We start from the raw sequence: 15,239 nt of genomic DNA on the forward strand, positions 1-15,239 counted from the left end.
TCACCGTGCTCTGCCGCCGCCACGTCCTGCCCTCGCGTCTGTTCCCCGATCAGGGGGTTGGGTTCTCGTGCTTCGAAGGCGCGCCCTTGGACGAGCTCGCCTCCTGCTTCCGCCTGATCTCCTCGGCCGAGCGAAGCATCGTCTTCACCCCGGCCGCGAAGCCCAGAATTCCAAACACGATCAGAAACAGGGGCAATGTTCCCGCGAGGCGGTCGATCCCCCATCCGATCGCGGCGCCGATGAACACACCGACCACCAGTTCGGTCACCATGCGCCACGCGATCGAGGCAGCACGGATCTCGCCCTCGGCCCGGCCCGACTTCGGACGCTGTGCACTACGCGCCGCATCGATCCGGCCGCCCAGATCGTCGAGAGCGCTCCCACGATCTTTCGGCACGCCCATCGGCGGCTCCTCGCATGACACCAGCGCCGGAGCGTCGAGCCCGGCGAAGTTGCGGCGGACATTACGGAGGGGTCTGTCCTGAGTCAAGCCGCGTCTCGTCTCGGCTCTAACCCTATAAAATATTGAAATATCTCGTATTTCTGATCATGCGACCGGACGGCGCACCGGATCTGGCACGGCTTGCGAGGGCACCTCGCGCCAACAATGACAGGCGCGGAAGCTGCCGGGTGGTTTGCTGGTCGCCGCTTGGCTGCGGATCGGGCTTTGGTGGCGGTCAGGCGTCGACCATCTCGGCCGCGCGCGCCAGGTCGACGGAAACGAGCTGGCTGACGCCCTTTTCCACCATCGTGACACCGAACAGCCGGTCCATCCGGCTCATCGTGATCGCATGGTGGGTGATGATCAGGAAACGCGTCGTCGTGACCCGGCACATCTCGTCCAAGAGGTCGCAGAAGCGGCTCACATTCGAATCGTCGAGCGGCGCGTCCACCTCGTCGAGGACACAGATCGGCGCGGGGTTCGACAGGAACACCGCGAAGATCAGGCTCAGCGCGGTCAGGGTCTGCTCGCCGCCGGAGAGGAGCGACAGCGTCGAGAGCTTCTTGCCCGGCGGCTGGCAGAGGATCTCAAGCCCCGCATCCAGCGGATCGTCCGACTCGACCATGACCAGCCTGGCCTCGCCACCACCGAAGAGATGCCGGAACAGGCGCGCGAACTTCTCGTTGACGCTGTCGAAGGCTTTGACGATCCGCTCGCGTCCCTCGCGGTTGAGCTCCGCGATGCCGCCGCGCAGCTTGGAGATGGCCGCGTCGAGATCCGCCTTCTCCTGGGCGAGGTTGTCGCGCTCGGCGGCGACCTCGCGCGCGTCTTCCTCGGCCCGCAGGTTGACGGCTCCCAGCGCGTCGCGCTGGCGGCGCAGCCGAGCGACATCGGTCTCGGCCGCCATCACCGGCGGCAGGTTCTCGACCTCGGCAAGCTCCGCCGCGAGCGCCTCGGGTTCGATCTCGAGGTCCTCTCGGATCCGCGCGGATGTCTCCTCCACCTTCTCGCCGGCGCCCTCCAGCACAGCCTGCAGGCGCGCGCGTGCCTCACGCCGGTCCGAGGCCGCCCGTTCGGCCTCGCGCTCGGTCGCTTCGGCACGACGCAGCGCGGTCTCGGCCGCGGAGAGTTTGTCGGAGGCCGCGCGCCGGCGGGTTTCCGCCGTCTCGATCTCGTCCATCAGGCGCTCGGCCTTGGCGACGATCTCGTCCGGCAGCGCATCCGCGCCCTTGCGCGCCTCGGCCGTCTCGGCACCACGCCGGTCAAGATCGGCAAGCCGGGACGAGGCATTGTCGAGGCGATCCTGCCAGCCCTTCCGCTCGCGGGCGATCTCGGCCAGCCGCTTCTCGCGCGCCAGCGCCTCGCGCCGGATCTCGTCCGCCCGCCCGCGCGCCGCCAGCATCGCGGTCCGTGCCAGATCCACCTCGCCGCGCTGGCGTTCGACTGCGGCGCGGGCCTCGCCGACATCGTCGAGCTCCGCGACCGCGCCCTCGGCCTCGGCCAGCGCCTCGGCGGCTGCCGTCATCTCGTCGCGCCGCGCCGCGAGGCTGCCGCGCTGTGTCTCGAGCCGACCGCGCCGCATCTCGAGATCGGCTTCAGCCTTCGACATCGCCCGCGCGGTCTCGGCCACCGACTGGTCCGCGGCCCGGCGGCGCGAGCGCGTGTCCTGCTCGGCGCGCGCTGCAGCGTCGAGCGCCTCGCGCGCCCCGGCATGAGCGGCCCGTGCCTCGTCACGCGCCGCCCGGGCTTCGGCCTCGGCCTCGCGCAGTGCCGCGAGGCGGTTCTTCTGTTGCAGGCGCAGCGCTGCCGCCGAGGGAGCATCCTCGGCGCGCTGGCAATAACCATCCCAGCGCCAGAGGTCGCCTTCGCGACTGACGAGCCGCTGGCCGGGCGCGAGCAGCGGCTGGAGCCGCGCGCCCTCGGCCCGATCGACGACGCCGACATGCTGCAGCCGGCGCGACAGTTCGGCCGGCGCCTTGACGTGCGGGGCGATCGGCGCGGCCCCGGCCGGAAGCGGCCCGGGCGCGGGATAAGGATCGAGCGCCAGCCATCCCGTCGCCCCGGCATCCGCCACCGACGAGGCGCGAAGGTCGTCGCCGAGCGCGGCACCGAGCGCCGCCTCGAAGCCCGCGGCGACGCTTACCTGATCGAGCAGTTGCGCGCCGTCGCCACGATCGCGCGCCAGCAGCCGCTCCAGCCCCTGCACTTCGGCCGACAGTGCCGAGAGGGCGCCCTCGGTCTCGGACGCCTGACCGCGAGCCTCGCTTTCCGCCGATTGTGCGGATGCGCGCCGCGCCTCCGCCGCCTCGAGCGCCGCCTCAGCCTCCTCGGCCGCCGCACGAGCCCTGGCCTCGGCCTCGACCGCCTGCGCCAGCACCGTCTCGGCGGCATCGATCTCGGCGGCGAGAGCGGCTTCCGCGGCCTCGGCGCGCTCGATCTCGGCCAGAAGGCGCGCCTGGTTCCCACGGGCCTCGGCAAGCCGGCGCTCGGCCGCCGCCGCGCGGGCCGCGAGGCGCGCCGCCTCCTCCGTCAGCCGGTCGAGGACGGTTTCCTGCTGCGCGAGCTTCTCGCCCGCCGCGCGCGCGGCCTCCGACACCTGCGCCTGCAGAGCATCATGCCCCTCATGCGCGGCCGACAGCTCGGTTTCTTCCTCGGTCAGCCGCCCGATGGTGGCATGCGCGTCGCGCCCCAGCGTCTCCTCGCGCTCGCGGTCAGCGGCGATCTGGCGCGCGAGGGCGGCAAGCCGCTCGATCTCGGCCCGTGCCCGGGCTTCCTCCTCGGCCAGCCGGTCGCGCTCGATGCTCAGGCGCTGATGGACCGCCGCTGCGATCGCCTCCTCCTCGCGCAGGGGGGGCAGCGCTTCCTCGGCCTCCTCGCGCGTGCGGCGCGCGGCCGAGACCTCGGTCTCCGCCCGCGCGGCGGCGCGCACGCCTTCGGCAAGCTCGTCCTCGGCCTTGCGGCGTGCCGATTCCGCCTGCTGCCAGCGCAGGTAAAGCAGGACCGCCTCGGCGCGGCGCAGTTCCCCGGCGATCTCGCGATAACGCTTGGCCTGAGCGGCCTGGCGCTCGAGGCTGCGAAGCTGGGTCTCCAGCCCCTCGAGGACATCCTCGACGCGGGCAAGGTTCTGCTCGGCCCCGTTGAGCTTGAGCTCCGCCTCGTGGCGACGCTGATAGAGCCCCGAGATCCCCGCCGCTTCCTCGAGGATACGGCGCCGCGCCTTTGGCTTGGCATTGATGAGTTCGCTGATCTGGCCCTGGCGCACCAGTGCCGGGCTATGGGCGCCGGTCGAGGCGTCCGCGAACAGCATCTGGACATCGCGCGCGCGGACGTTCTTGCCGTTGAGCGTGTAGGCCGAACCGATGTCCCGGGTGATCCGGCGGCTGATCTCGAGGGAATCGCTGTGGTTGAACGTCGCCGGCGCGAGGCGGTCCGTGTTGTCGATCACAAGGTCGACCGAGGCCGAGTTGCGCGCCGGGCGCGAGGCGGTCCCGGCGAAGATCACGTCTTCCATGCCGTCGCCGCGCATCGCCTTGGCGCGGTTCTCGCCCATGACCCAGCGCAGCGCTTCGAGCAGGTTCGACTTGCCACAGCCGTTCGGGCCGACGACGCCCGTCAGCCCGTCACGAATGACGAGCTCGGTCGGGTCGACGAAGGACTTGAAGCCCTGAAGCCTGAGTCGGGTAAACTGCACGCGGCCTGCCTCTGCCGTTTGTTATCGCGCAATCGTGGGCGAGTCGCCCGCGCCTGTCAATGCGCGACCGCGCGATCTGGGGGGTATCCGCACAGCCGACACTAGATCTAGAGACAGCTCGTTACTCGCGATCCGCCAGGAGCATCAAGCGCAGCGCTTCGGCCGCGGCGGAGATCCCGCGCCCGGCCGGGGTCACGAGATGATAGCCCCGCCCCGTGGCGAAGGCTGTGCCCGGCAAGGGGACCAGCCGGCCCGACGCGATCTCGCCCGCCAGCAGGCCGGGTGACCCGAGCGCCACCCCCTTGCCCTGGACGGCCGCGTCGATCGCGCGGACATAGCTGCCGAGACCAAGTACCGGCGTGGCCTCGAATTCCGTCCCCGGCGACTGCGCCAGCCAAACGCCCCAGTTCACCCAGTCGGGGCCCTGCCGCTCGTAGTCGAGGAGCGGGCCTCGCCGCGCATCCGAGACCCGTCCCGGCGCCACGAGGGGCACCAATACCTCGGCAAAGAGCGGCGTCCCGTCCCATCCGGGCGGCGGCGCGAGACCATAGTGCACCGCCATCGAAACGGATGCGTCGAGCTGATCCTCCGTGCGGTCCGACGACACGAGCCGGACGGGCGCCGCATCGGCGCCAAGCTGGTACTCGGTGATGCGCGGCCCCAGCCAGTAATGCGAGACCGCGACATTCGCGGCGACCGTCACCGAGGCCGTCCCGGCATCCGCCACGGCAGCGCAGGCCGCCGAAAGATAGTCGAGCGCCTCCGCGGTTCTTGCATGTAGAAGCCGCCCCTCGGCGGTCAGCGTGACGGCCCGGCCGCGGCGATGGAAGAGAGGCGCGCCAAGCCGTTCCTCAAGCGCCTTCACGCGCTTGCTGACGGCCGCCTGCGTCACGTTGAGCTCGCCCGCCGCTGCGGTGAACCCGCCCCGCCGCGCCGCGGCCTCGAAGAACAGGAGGGCATCGAGCGGAGGAAGAGCGCGGCGAAGATTTTTCATAACCTGAAGGAATGTTTTTTCCGGAAAATTTGTCAAGTCGTCGCGATATCGCGGCTTGTGCTAATCAATCGCCCAGCTTTGACGAACTTGCGTCATGAACGAGGGTGACCATGGCTGAACTCGATTGGCACGCCGAGCGCTCGGACCTCGCGGGGATCGCGCTTCTCGATCGCGCGCCCCAGGACGAGGGGATTAACCTTGTCGCGGTGCGCGCGTGGCGGATCGGGCGTGTGCGCTCCGAGATGGCGCGGCGCGGCATCGCGGCGTGCATCCTCACCGACCCGGTGAACATCCGCTACGCCACCGGCACGCGGAACATGCAGATCTTCACGGCGCGAAACGCTCCCTCGCGCTATCTGCTCCTGACCGCGGACGCGGCCATTCTCCACGAGTTCACGGGCTGCATGCACCTCGCGGACGGGTTCGAGACGATCACCGATGTCCGCCCGGCGATGACCGCGAGCTTCGTCGCCGCCGGTGAGAAGATCGCCGAGCGCGAGGCAGCCTGGGCCCGCGAGATGGCGGCAACCCTGCGCGAGACGGTCGGCCCCGGCGTTACGGTCGGCATGGAACGGCTGAACGCCGGGGCAACGATCGCGCTGGCCGCCGAGGGCTTCCGCCTTGTCGATGCACAGGCCCCGGTCGAGATGGCCCGCGCCATCAAGTCGGCCGAGGAGATGAAATGCGTGAATGCGAGCCTCCGCGCGACCGAGATCGGCGTCGCACGGCTGCGCGCCGCGATCCGGCCCGGCATCTCCGAGAACGCGCTGTGGTCCGTGCTCCATCAGGCGGTGATCGCGCAGAACGGCGATTACTGCGAGACGCGGCTGCTCTCGTCAGGGGGCCGGACCAACCCCTGGTTCCAGGAGACGGGCGTGAAGGTGATCGAGGACGGCGAGCTCATCGCGCTCGACACCGACGTGGTCGGATGCCACGGATACTACTCGGACTTCTCGCGGACGTTCCATTGCGGCCCGTCCCGGCCCACGGCCCGGCAGCGCGAACTCTACAAGGTCGCGTACGAGCAGGTGCACCACAACATGGGCATCCTGCAGCCGGGCATGACCTTTCGCGACTATGCCGAACGGGCCTGGGCAATCCCCGAGAAATACTTCGCGAACCGCTATTACCTCTCGGCCCATGGCTGCGGGATGACCGGGGAATACCCCTATCTCTACCATCGCGCCGACTTCCCCGATGCCGGGTACGACGGCGTGATCGAGCCCGGCATGACGATCTGCGTCGAGAGCTATATCGGCGAGGAAGGCGGGTCCGAGGGCGTGAAGCTCGAACAGCAGGTATTGATCACCCAGACCGGCATCGAGGTGCTGAGCCGCTTCCCCTTCGAGGCGGAACTGCTGCGCTGACAGCACCGCGCCGTCTCTCGGGACGGCGCGGCGCTTGGCGCAGGCGTCAGAGGTGCTTGTCGAGCAGCGCCGAGAACTCCTCGGCCGACAGGTTGCCGGTGTGCTTCTCGCCGTTGATCAGGAAGCTGGGGGTCGAACGCACGTCATCCGCCGTGGCGAAGTTCTGGTACCGCTCGATCAGCGCCTTGGCATAGTCCTGGTCCGACAGGCAGGCATTGATCGCTTCGGCCGACAGGCCGTTGAGCCGTCCGATCTTCTGGATCTCGGCGGCGATGTCCTGGGAACGGCTCCACTGGTCCTGCTTCTTCAGGAACTGGTCTGCCATCGGGTAGAAGCCCGCCTCACCGCCGCAGCGCGCCACCATCGAGGCCCACAGACCATATCGATCGAAATAGACCTCGCGCAGGATGAACCGCACCTTGCCGGTGTCGACATAGGCCTTCTTGATCTCGGGCCAGGTGTTGACGTGGAAGGCCGCGCAGTGCGGGCAGGTGAACGACGCGTATTCGATCACCGTCACGGGCGCGTCGTCGGCACCGAGCGCGACGTCCTCCATGTAAGGCTCGGCCGCTGCAGCGCGTGGCAGCGCTAGGACGAGCATGCTCGCGGTGGCGGCCGTCATGACGTCGCGGCGGCTCGGGCGGTGGGGCATCGATCACTCCTCGGTGCGTCTGTATCGCGCGCGCCCCGTCCCGGGGCCCGGATGTCATCTCGCGACATAGGCGAGCGCATCCGCAATGTCACGTCAAAGGCTTGTCATTCCGTCGGCTTCGGGCGCGCCGGCCGAGACAATACAAAGGCACCCATCCGCGAGAGGGCGTCGCGCAGCGCCGGGTTCTGCACGGTCCGGGCAAGCTGCTCGGCCCGGGCGCGCGCGTCTGAGGTCACCGGCGCGGGCTCGCGCGCCTCCCCACGCCATGGATTGGGAGCCGGGCGCGCCCGGCCTGGCGACGGCGCATCTGCATCGAAGGGGGTCGCGCCCTCGGCGAAGCCCGGCTGCGCCTCGCCGGCGAGGCCGGTGCCCTGCGTGATCCTGATGCGCGCGATCGCGCGATAGCCGTAATGCGCGTTGATCCGCTCGAGGATCTGCGGCGCGCGGTGCTCGACCTCGAGCGCGGCCGGCCCCTCGGCGCGGACCAGCAGTGTCGCGCCCAGTTCGGCGCCACGCCCGTAGCTGACCTTTACCGGGTGGCAGAGCGCTGACAGCGCGGCGCCCACGATCTCCGGCCAGCGCAACAGGACAGCGGACTCGGCAAAGCCCTGCTTCTCGGCCAGCGGGACAACGCCGGGCGTGACGGCGGCTCCGGCCGCGCGAAACCCGCCGCGCCCGCGCCCGCGGGACGACAATCCCCTGCCGCTGCCCTTGCCGCCTCGCACCGCTGACGCCATCCTCCCCCTCCGTCACCGACCGGCCAAGCGCCAGGTCCGCGGATTCGCTCAGACGGAGGATAGAAACTGCAAGCCCCGACCACAACGCCCGGTGAACAGTGCGACCGGGAGGAGCGCGCTTTCGCACCGCTGGTTCTCGAGTGGTACGACCGCCACCATCGCACGATGCCATGGCGCGTCTCGCCATCCGAGCGAGACGCGGGTCACCGGCCCGATCCGTTCCGGGTCTGGCTGTCCGAGGTAATGCTTCAGCAGACCACCGTCGCCGCGGCCACCGGGCATTTCCTGCGCTTTCTCGCGCGCTGGCCCGACGTGCATGCGCTGGCCAGAGCGCCGCGCGAGGCCGTGCTGGCCGAATGGGCCGGCCTTGGCTACTACGCGCGCGCCCGAAACCTGCACGCCTGCGCCAACGTGGTCAGCCGCGATCTCGACGGCCGCTTCCCCGAAACCGAGAAAGAGTTGCGCGCCCTTCCGGGCATCGGCGCCTACACCGCCGCCGCCATCGCCGCGATCGCTTTCGACCGGCCCGCCACCGTCGTGGACGGCAATGTCGAGCGCGTCATGGCGCGGCTTTTTGCCGAGGCCGCACCCCTGCCCGGCGTCAAGCCGCAACTGCGTGCCCATGCCGAGCGGCTGACGCCGCAAAGCCGCGCCGGGGACTACGCGCAGGCTGTCATGGACCTGGGCGCCACGATCTGCACGCCGCGCAATCCCGCCTGCGGCCTTTGCCCGTGGCGAACGCCCTGCGCCGCACGCGCGAGCGGCACGCAACTCGACCTGCCGGCGCGGGCGCCAAAGCCCGCGAAGCCCGTGCGGCGCGGCGTGGCTTATGTCGCGCATGACCCGCGGGGCCGCGTGCTGACCGTGACGCGCCCGGATGACGGCCTGCTTGGCGGAATGCGCGCCCTTCCGTCGAGCGACTGGACGGAGGCGGGCGGATCCGCGCCCCCTCTCGCCATCGACTGGCGACCCGTCGGCGAGGTGCGGCACACCTTCACCCATTTCCACCTCGTCCTGAAAGTCATGGCGGCGAAGGCACGGGCGCTGCCAGCGGACTGCGGCGAGGCGATGGCCCCGGACGCCGCGCTTCGCGCCATGCCCAGCGTCTTCGCGAAGGCCCTGCGCCTCGCACTGGAAGACCTGCAGAGGACCGGGTCCGACTGACGTCCCGCCAAATGAGCGCGACCCCCGGCCTACAGACCGGGGGTCGCGTCGTGTGTGGCGAAAAGCCCTACGGCGAAACGCATCCGCAGGAAGTGGCTAAATCTGCCGTCAAGCGCGTCCCGGCGCAAGCGGTCTCGGCATGGCGCATCCAACCCGCACGCTGAAGAGCGGAGAAAAAAAGGGCCCCGCGAGGGGCCCTTGCTAGGTGTGGCCGCAGGCAAACGGCCGGGCAGAGAACTGCGAATCTCGTTGCGGTCAGCTCGTCATCTCGGCGCGCACCTGCTGGCGCAGCCAGTCGATGGGGACGGGCTTTCCATCCCGCTTGAAATGCCAGTAGGTCCAGCCGTTGCAGGACGGCGCCCCTTCCAGTTCGGCGCCGACCTTGTGGATCGACCCCGCGTAGCGGTCGGCGATCAGCGTCCCGTCGGCGCGGACCTTGGCCCGGTGACGTCCGTTGACCGAGACGAGTTCCTCGCCGGGGCGCAGCAGGTTGCGCTCGACCAGGTGGCCGAAGGGCACCCGCGGCTCGGACCGCTTCGAGGACGTCACGCTCAGGCTCTCGCGGTCATGCACGGTCACGCTGTCGATACGCGCCCTTGCGACCCGCGCATAGCGCTCCTCACGCTCGATGCCAACGAACTTGCGGCCAAGGCGTTTCGCGACCGATCCGGTGGTCCCGGTGCCGAAGAAGGGATCGACGATCACGTCGCCGGGATGGGTCGTCCCCAGGATCACGCGATGAAGCAGCGCCTCGGGCTTTTGGGTCGGATGCGCCTTCTGCCCCTCGGGATCCTTCAGGCGCTCGCCGCCCGAACAGATCGGGAGCACCCAGTCCGAGCGCATCTGCAGCCCCTCGTTGAGCTCCTTGAGCGCCTCGTAGTTGAAGGTCGGCTTCGCGTCCTCGGACTTGGCCGCCCAGATCAGGGTCTCATGCGCATTGCAGAACCGCTTGCCGCGAAAGTTCGGCATCGGGTTGGTCTTGCGCCAGACGACATCGTTGAGGATCCAGAAGCCAAGGTCCTGGAGGATCGCGCCGACCCGGAAGATATTGTGATAGCTGCCGATCACCCACAGCCCGCCATCGGGCTTGAGCACACGCCGCGCCTCGCTCAGCCAGGCCCGCGTGAAGGCATCATATGCAGCGAAGTTGTCGAACTTGTCCCAGTCGTCGTCGACCGCATCGACGAGGCTGTTGTTCGGCCGGTGCAGATCGCCCCTGAGTTGCAGGTTATAGGGTGGGTCGGCGAACACCAGGTCCGCCGACCCCTCCGGCAGCGCCGCGAGATGCGAGACACAGTCCCCCACCAAAACCGTGTCGAGCGGCAGCTTGCTCATCGTCCCCGTGCTCCTTGCACCTGCGTTGCAAGGACCATGCGTCAAAGATGATTCGTCGTCAATAGTCTTTTGAATCAGTGTGTTGAAGAATTTTCCTCATGTACTACCTTCACACAACATCTTGTGGATGGGCGCGAAGCTCCGTCTATGCAGCGGGGTCACACCGTGTTGCGCCAACGCCGCGCGGTGGGCTGCGGTGCCGTATCCGGCATTCCGTTCCCACCCGTATTGCGGGAACTCGATGGCGTGCTCTGCCATGATGCGGTCGCGCGTGACCTTGGCGATGATCGAGGCCGCGGCGATCGACGCCACCGCGCCATCCCCGCGGACGATCGCCTCGGCCGGAAAGCCCAGCTGCGGCGGCACGCGGTTTCCGTCGATCAGGACACGCGCCGGCGCCAAAGGCAGCGCCGCCAGGGCGCGGCGCATCGCGAGGTCATTGGCGCGCAGGATCCCGAGGCTGTCGATCTCGTCGACCTCGGCCCGCCCGACGCCGATCTCGGCGCAGGCCCCCAAGACCTCGAACAGCGACACGCGCCGTGCCGCCGTCAGCTTCTTGGAATCGCCGAGTCCCTGGGGCAGGCGCCCGGGATCGAGGACGACGGCCGCCGCGACCACCGGCCCGGCCCAGGGACCGCGCCCCGCCTCGTCAACTCCCGCGCAAGGCAAGGCGCCGGCCCGTTCGGCCGAGAAGTCGAGCATCTCAGTCGTGCGTGACGACAACGCGCCGATCGTCGTCCTGGTCCGAAGGCAGAAGCCCGAAGAATGTAAGCGCCTCTTCCTGGAGCGCGATCTTGATGGCATCGGGCTTCACGCCCTGCTTGATCAGGAAGGCGCGAACCTTCTCGGCCCGGCCCTTCGCGACCTTTTCGTTCGCGGCCTTGGTGCCCTGCTTGTCGACCTGCGCGAGAACGCAGATCGCGAACCGGTGGCTCGCGGTCTCGGCGAACCTCGTCAGCCGGTCGACCTGGTCCTTCGGGATCGCCGTCGCGCCGACGGGATAGCCCTTGATGACGACGCGGCCGGTCTCGGAGAAGCCGCAGGGATTGGCAAGCGCGACGCTTGCACTGGCTGCGACGAATGCTGCGGCGAGAAGGAAACGGCGCATGGAGCCCCCCAAGGGTGAGAAATGAACGACGCCGACCTTACTTGGCCGCTCCGCCCGGGGGAAGCGCCTCAGAACAGAGCAAGCTGGTCGCCGGCCCGGGGTGGCGGCGAGAACAACTCGCATCTGAGCGGCGACGGACGGCGCCCCAGACCAAGCCGATCGCGCGCTACCTCGAAGCGCCGTGCTATCAGGCGCGCATGGACGCCTTCACCCGTGAGCCTGCGGCCCCAGGCGGGATCGTAGTCGCGCCCGCCATGCATCTCGCGCACCCTCCCCATGATCTTGGCGGCGCGGTCGGGAAAGGCACGCTCCAGCCATTCGCGGAACAGGCCGGATACCTCCATCGGCAGGCGCAGCGCGATCCAGGCGGCGAAACTCGCCCCGGCCTCGGCGCCGGCCTCCATCAGTTTCTCGAGCTCGTGGCATGTCAGCCCGGGAACCACGGGCGCAATATTTACGCCAACCGGCACGCCCGCGCGGGCAAGCGCCCTGATCGCGGCGATCCGGCGCCCGGGCGCGGCCGCCCGCGGCTCCATCGCTCGGCTGACCCGCGGATCGAGCGTTGTCAGGGAGACCGTCACGCGCGCGAGGCCTGCCCGTCCCATCCGGCCCAGCACATCGAGGTCATCGGTGATCGCGGCGCCCTTGGTCGTGATCGTGACCGGGTGGCGATAAGCCTCGAGCACTTCGAGGATCCGGCGCATGATGCGATGATCGCGCTCGATCGGTTGATAGGGGTCCGTGTTCGTCCCGATCGCGATCGGCCGGCAGTCATAACCCGGCCGGCGCAGCGCCTGCTCGAGCAGGTCTGGCGCCCGGGGCTTGATCACCAGGCGCGTTTCGAAATCCAGCCCGGGCGAAAGCCCAAGATGCGCATGCGTCGGGCGGGCGAAACAGTAAACGCAACCATGCTCGCAACCGCGATACGGGTTGATCGAACGGTCGAATGGCACGTCGGGCGACGTGTTGCGCGCGAGGATCGAGCGCGACGCGTCGACGCTGACGGAGGTCCTGAGCGGCGCGGCTTCCTCGCCGGCGGGCCAGCCATCATCGAAGCTCTCGGTCGTCAGCCGCTCGTAGCGTCCGGCGGGGTTGACCGCCGAGCCACGCCCTCGGCGCGCCGTCTCGGGAAGTCGGTCGTCGAAAAGCTCGGCCATACGCGCCTCCTGCAAGAGCGAACATTACAGGAACATCCGCGGCGGACGCAAGTGGAAGGCCCACGATGTCGTGCCGGATGGTTCCGGTCGCGGCGCACGCAACCACAGCGCCCGCCACGCGTTGACCGACTGGACAAGGATCGTGGAAACAGGGCTGGCGACCCCGGCAGGGTTATGGGTTTTCAATTTTTTCAATACCTTAAGCAGGAACACTCCATATCCTCCGACAAATGTCAGTCAATGGGTTGCAGAAAACTTTGGAACGCGCCGTGAGGCCGCCGCTCGGGTCGGCTAGGCAGTCAGGCGCGTCCAGCTTCGGGCGGGTAGCCGTCGAGCCAGACATATTCGCGCAGGAGCCCACCACCGACCTCGTACTCGGCGATCCGGTTGCCCTCGAGGTCGTGGACGATGTGGAGCGTCTCCGCCGGCATGCCACAATCGTTAATCACCCAGCCCGAGAGGCCAGCCCGGTTGCAGGCGCGTACGTGAGAGCCGCCCAACGGCCCTACCTAGCGTCAGCGCAGTCAATCCGAATGGTGGTTCCATCCTTCTTATGATAAAACTCAATACACTGACTATCATCATGTGTAATTGAACGTCGTCCAACATCAGGTGCCGTGAGAACCTCCGAGAGAGACACGCTTCCGTTGTCGTCCCAATCCATTTCGGCGTAGGAGTGGCCGGACATTACGATCGGCACCATGGAGGCTGCGAGCACACAGAGAGAAACAGAGATCGCCCCCAAAATGATTAGTCGTCGCCTTGCCATCACTTTACCCATGGTGCGTTCGAACCCGTCGCCGGTGTGGATTGCGGTAAAGTTTGCCTTCCTTTAACCAGACCTTGAATGCCACTTATGGAGTCAGCCAAGCTGTTCGGCAAAATATTATCGCCAACGGGATAGCGCAGTTCATTCAAGAACTCCTCGACCGGATCGGTGCAGTTGTTCCATATCGCGTTATAATCTACACGATGGCGAGTAAAGCACTGTGAAAACGGCACTTATTCTATGGGGTTCAAATTCAGAATGAATACCGCCCCATCTCGGGAACTGTTTAGCTCATTATATTCGTCCCTATCGAACTCGCACTGGCAGTTAGGAGAGGAGCTATAGGCGCGGTCATCCACAAAAGCCGACACGTGGCCAAAAGAGGATCTGCCCCATCCCGCGCCGCTCCATACGATTACCCCGGCTTCCAAACCCGTCGGATCCGTGTACCGCATCGGCGACTGCCGCGCATATCCATACACGCTCGCGGCGTCCACGAGCCCGAGCGGGTGCGGCTGGAGGTAGCGGCCGGTGGTGGGGTCGTAGTCGCGGTGCCAGTTCTGATGCAGGCCGTTCGCCGGGAGATCGCTCCACCGGAGCGATCTCTGATCCGGCTCACCCGCCTGGTACCGCTGGCCGGGAAAGCGCAGGGCCGGGACCGGGCCGGTCGCGACGTGCATGCCGCCGAAGGGCAGAGACTCGCCCCGATCGCGAGGCCGGCTTGCACGCAGCGCGATGAGGGCCCTGCACACCTCGGTACGAGTTTCCGCCTGAAAGTCGGGAGTCCCAGGTTCTGCGTTCCACCTTTTTTTGACGGATAACTATTTGATAAATAATATATTTTTCAAAAATGGCGACCCCGCCAAGAATATCGTTCTCCAATCTTTTCAATAACTTAAACAGGAACGAACCATGCCTTGCGCGCAAAGTCAATCAATACCTTACAAGGACGTTTGGAACGCGCCAAAAAACGATCTAGGAAATTCCGACAATCGACCGGGGTGGGCGATCCAGACCAACTCCGCAAGTTGCGCTTAGGGCGGAGAGTGGTCATTCGCTGCGCGGTGCGCCAACAGCAGCTCCGCGGACTATGCGGTCGTAAGGCCGTCGGCGGGTTTTTGGCGAGTTGCAGACATACGCACGTTTCATGGCGGGCGACGACGACACACCGACCGCCGCTCCATCTTTCGGCTTTCAAGCAGGCCCGGAGCCGCGTCACGGTCAGACGTTTGCGCATCACTACGCGGCATGGCGGCCCTCGCGCCGCCTGTCCGGACATCCGGAAAGCGGAAAGCTAGAACTTCAACTGCCCGCGCAATCCGAGGAAGACAGCGGGTTCGGTTCCCGCGAGCGCCGGGTTCACGACCTGAAGGTTGGCCGACAGACGCGCCCAAGGCGCGACGGCGACGTTGTAGTAGATCTCGAACAAGCTCTCGGTTTCGACGAAAAGCCCGGCCGCCGCGGCAGAGCGCTTGAATGGGTTGCTGAAAATGTATTGGCCGATAGCGATACCCCAGAGGTCGTCCGAGCGCCCCGGAACGAAGCTGTTGCCGCCGAGGCCGAGATACCAGTGGCCGCGCACCGGGTTCGGGTTGCCATCAGAGATTGCCGCCTCTCCGAACACGCCCCAACCCTTGTCCGGCGCGCCCTCGATCTCGTCGATATACTGGTAGAAGCTGTACGAGGTGTACCAGTATCCGCGAACGGTCGCGAAATCGTCCTCGATCTCGCTGTCGAACTCCTCCGGGATCCCGATCTGCGGAATGTCGTTGAAGTCGAGGCTGTCCGTTGTCAGATGATTTGGGCCACGGAGGAGGTTTTCG

Annotated in this window: 15 protein-coding genes; 2 read left to right on the forward strand and 13 right to left on the reverse strand. The window is 67.6% G+C overall.

Annotated elements, in window-relative coordinates; translation table 11 throughout:
* Positions 1-49: 49 nt before the first annotated feature.
* From H0I76_RS17580 to H0I76_RS17590, 3 genes are all read right to left on the reverse strand, one after another.
* Complete coding sequence (locus H0I76_RS17580) at positions 50-490, reverse strand: AtpZ/AtpI family protein (protein ID WP_325166478.1); 441 nt, start codon at positions 488-490, stop codon at positions 50-52.
* A 187-nt stretch (positions 491-677) separates the two neighbouring features.
* Positions 678-4,133 carry a chromosome segregation SMC family protein gene (locus tag H0I76_RS17585; RefSeq protein WP_200612963.1) on the reverse strand — a complete coding sequence of 1,152 codons (3,456 nt, stop codon included), beginning with the start codon at positions 4,131-4,133 and terminating at the stop codon, positions 678-680.
* A 121-nt stretch (positions 4,134-4,254) separates the two neighbouring features.
* Positions 4,255-5,127 carry a LysR family transcriptional regulator gene (locus H0I76_RS17590; RefSeq protein ID WP_200612966.1) on the reverse strand — a complete coding sequence of 291 codons (873 nt, stop codon included), beginning with the start codon at positions 5,125-5,127 and terminating at the stop codon, positions 4,255-4,257.
* Between the two features lie 110 nt (positions 5,128-5,237).
* Here H0I76_RS17590 and H0I76_RS17595 point away from each other — a divergent pair, with 110 nt between their 5' ends.
* On the forward strand, positions 5,238-6,494 hold the full coding sequence (locus tag H0I76_RS17595; protein ID WP_200612969.1) for a M24 family metallopeptidase: 1,257 nt from the start codon (positions 5,238-5,240) through the stop codon (positions 6,492-6,494).
* 46 nt (positions 6,495-6,540) lie between these two features.
* Here the strand turns inward: H0I76_RS17595 and H0I76_RS17600 are convergent, their stop codons facing one another.
* Positions 6,541-7,146: a DsbA family protein gene (locus tag H0I76_RS17600; protein WP_200612972.1), complete on the reverse strand. Its 606-nt coding sequence runs from the start codon at positions 7,144-7,146 to the stop codon at positions 6,541-6,543.
* Between the two features lie 104 nt (positions 7,147-7,250).
* Positions 7,251-7,883, reverse strand: a complete 633-nt coding sequence (locus H0I76_RS17605; protein ID WP_200612975.1) for a DUF721 domain-containing protein — start codon at positions 7,881-7,883, stop codon at positions 7,251-7,253.
* Between the two features lie 129 nt (positions 7,884-8,012).
* On the opposite strand from H0I76_RS17605, the gene mutY reads away from it, so the two are divergent.
* Positions 8,013-9,047 (forward strand): A/G-specific adenine glycosylase, encoded by a 1,035-nt coding sequence (gene mutY, locus H0I76_RS17610; protein WP_267913396.1) that lies wholly within the window; start codon positions 8,013-8,015, stop codon positions 9,045-9,047.
* 255 nt (positions 9,048-9,302) lie between these two features.
* On the opposite strand, the gene H0I76_RS17615 is transcribed toward mutY, so the two are convergent.
* The 8 genes from H0I76_RS17615 to H0I76_RS17645 all read right to left on the reverse strand — a co-directional run.
* A complete protein-coding gene (locus H0I76_RS17615; protein ID WP_200612981.1) occupies positions 9,303-10,382 on the reverse strand; it encodes a site-specific DNA-methyltransferase in 1,080 nt (359 codons plus the stop codon).
* A 96-nt stretch (positions 10,383-10,478) separates the two neighbouring features.
* On the reverse strand, positions 10,479-11,105 hold the full coding sequence (locus H0I76_RS17620) for a ribonuclease HII (protein ID WP_407704280.1): 627 nt from the start codon (positions 11,103-11,105) through the stop codon (positions 10,479-10,481).
* Positions 11,086-11,490 (reverse strand): OmpA family protein, encoded by a 405-nt coding sequence (locus H0I76_RS17625; RefSeq protein WP_200612984.1) that lies wholly within the window; start codon positions 11,488-11,490, stop codon positions 11,086-11,088. The genes H0I76_RS17620 and H0I76_RS17625 overlap by 20 nt, the downstream gene beginning before the upstream one ends.
* Before the next feature lie 68 nt (positions 11,491-11,558).
* Positions 11,559-12,647: a PA0069 family radical SAM protein gene (locus H0I76_RS17630; protein ID WP_200612987.1), complete on the reverse strand. Its 1,089-nt coding sequence runs from the start codon at positions 12,645-12,647 to the stop codon at positions 11,559-11,561.
* Positions 12,648-12,671: 24 nt separating this feature from the next.
* The gene (locus H0I76_RS17635; RefSeq protein WP_200612990.1) at positions 12,672-12,860 is read right to left on the reverse strand and encodes a hypothetical protein; all 189 of its coding nucleotides are present in this window, start codon (positions 12,858-12,860) and stop codon (positions 12,672-12,674) included.
* An 86-nt stretch (positions 12,861-12,946) separates the two neighbouring features.
* The gene (locus H0I76_RS19625; protein ID WP_267913392.1) at positions 12,947-13,078 is read right to left on the reverse strand and encodes a hypothetical protein; all 132 of its coding nucleotides are present in this window, start codon (positions 13,076-13,078) and stop codon (positions 12,947-12,949) included.
* Positions 13,079-13,649: 571 nt separating this feature from the next.
* Positions 13,650-14,096, reverse strand: a complete 447-nt coding sequence (locus H0I76_RS19820; protein WP_200612992.1) for an RHS repeat-associated core domain-containing protein — start codon at positions 14,094-14,096, stop codon at positions 13,650-13,652.
* Positions 14,097-14,710: 614 nt separating this feature from the next.
* Positions 14,711-15,239 (reverse strand): carbohydrate porin (locus tag H0I76_RS17645; RefSeq protein ID WP_200612995.1); only part of this gene is annotated, 529 nt, incomplete at its 5' end.

Origin of the sequence: Thermohalobaculum xanthum (assembly GCF_016623495.1) — a bacterium.
GTDB lineage: Bacteria > Pseudomonadota > Alphaproteobacteria > Rhodobacterales > Rhodobacteraceae > Thermohalobaculum > Thermohalobaculum xanthum.

Bases quoted from the DNA above. Each gene is read 5' to 3' on its own strand.
- H0I76_RS17590 (WP_200612966.1), bottom strand. From the start codon at position 5,127: ATGAAAAATCTTCGCCGCGCTCTTCCTCCGCTCGATGCCCTCCTGTTC.
- H0I76_RS17595 (WP_200612969.1), top strand. From the start codon at position 5,238: ATGGCTGAACTCGATTGGCACGCCGAGCGCTCGGACCTCGCGGGGATC.
- H0I76_RS17600 (WP_200612972.1), bottom strand. From the start codon at position 7,146: ATGCCCCACCGCCCGAGCCGCCGCGACGTCATGACGGCCGCCACCGCG.
- H0I76_RS17605 (WP_200612975.1), bottom strand. From the start codon at position 7,883: ATGGCGTCAGCGGTGCGAGGCGGCAAGGGCAGCGGCAGGGGATTGTCG.
- H0I76_RS17615 (WP_200612981.1), bottom strand. From the start codon at position 10,382: ATGAGCAAGCTGCCGCTCGACACGGTTTTGGTGGGGGACTGTGTCTCG.
- H0I76_RS17625 (WP_200612984.1), bottom strand. From the start codon at position 11,490: ATGCGCCGTTTCCTTCTCGCCGCAGCATTCGTCGCAGCCAGTGCAAGC.
- H0I76_RS17630 (WP_200612987.1), bottom strand. From the start codon at position 12,647: ATGGCCGAGCTTTTCGACGACCGACTTCCCGAGACGGCGCGCCGAGGG.
- H0I76_RS19625 (WP_267913392.1), bottom strand. From the start codon at position 13,078: ATGCCGGCGGAGACGCTCCACATCGTCCACGACCTCGAGGGCAACCGG.
- H0I76_RS19820 (WP_200612992.1), bottom strand. From the start codon at position 14,096: ATGCACGTCGCGACCGGCCCGGTCCCGGCCCTGCGCTTTCCCGGCCAG.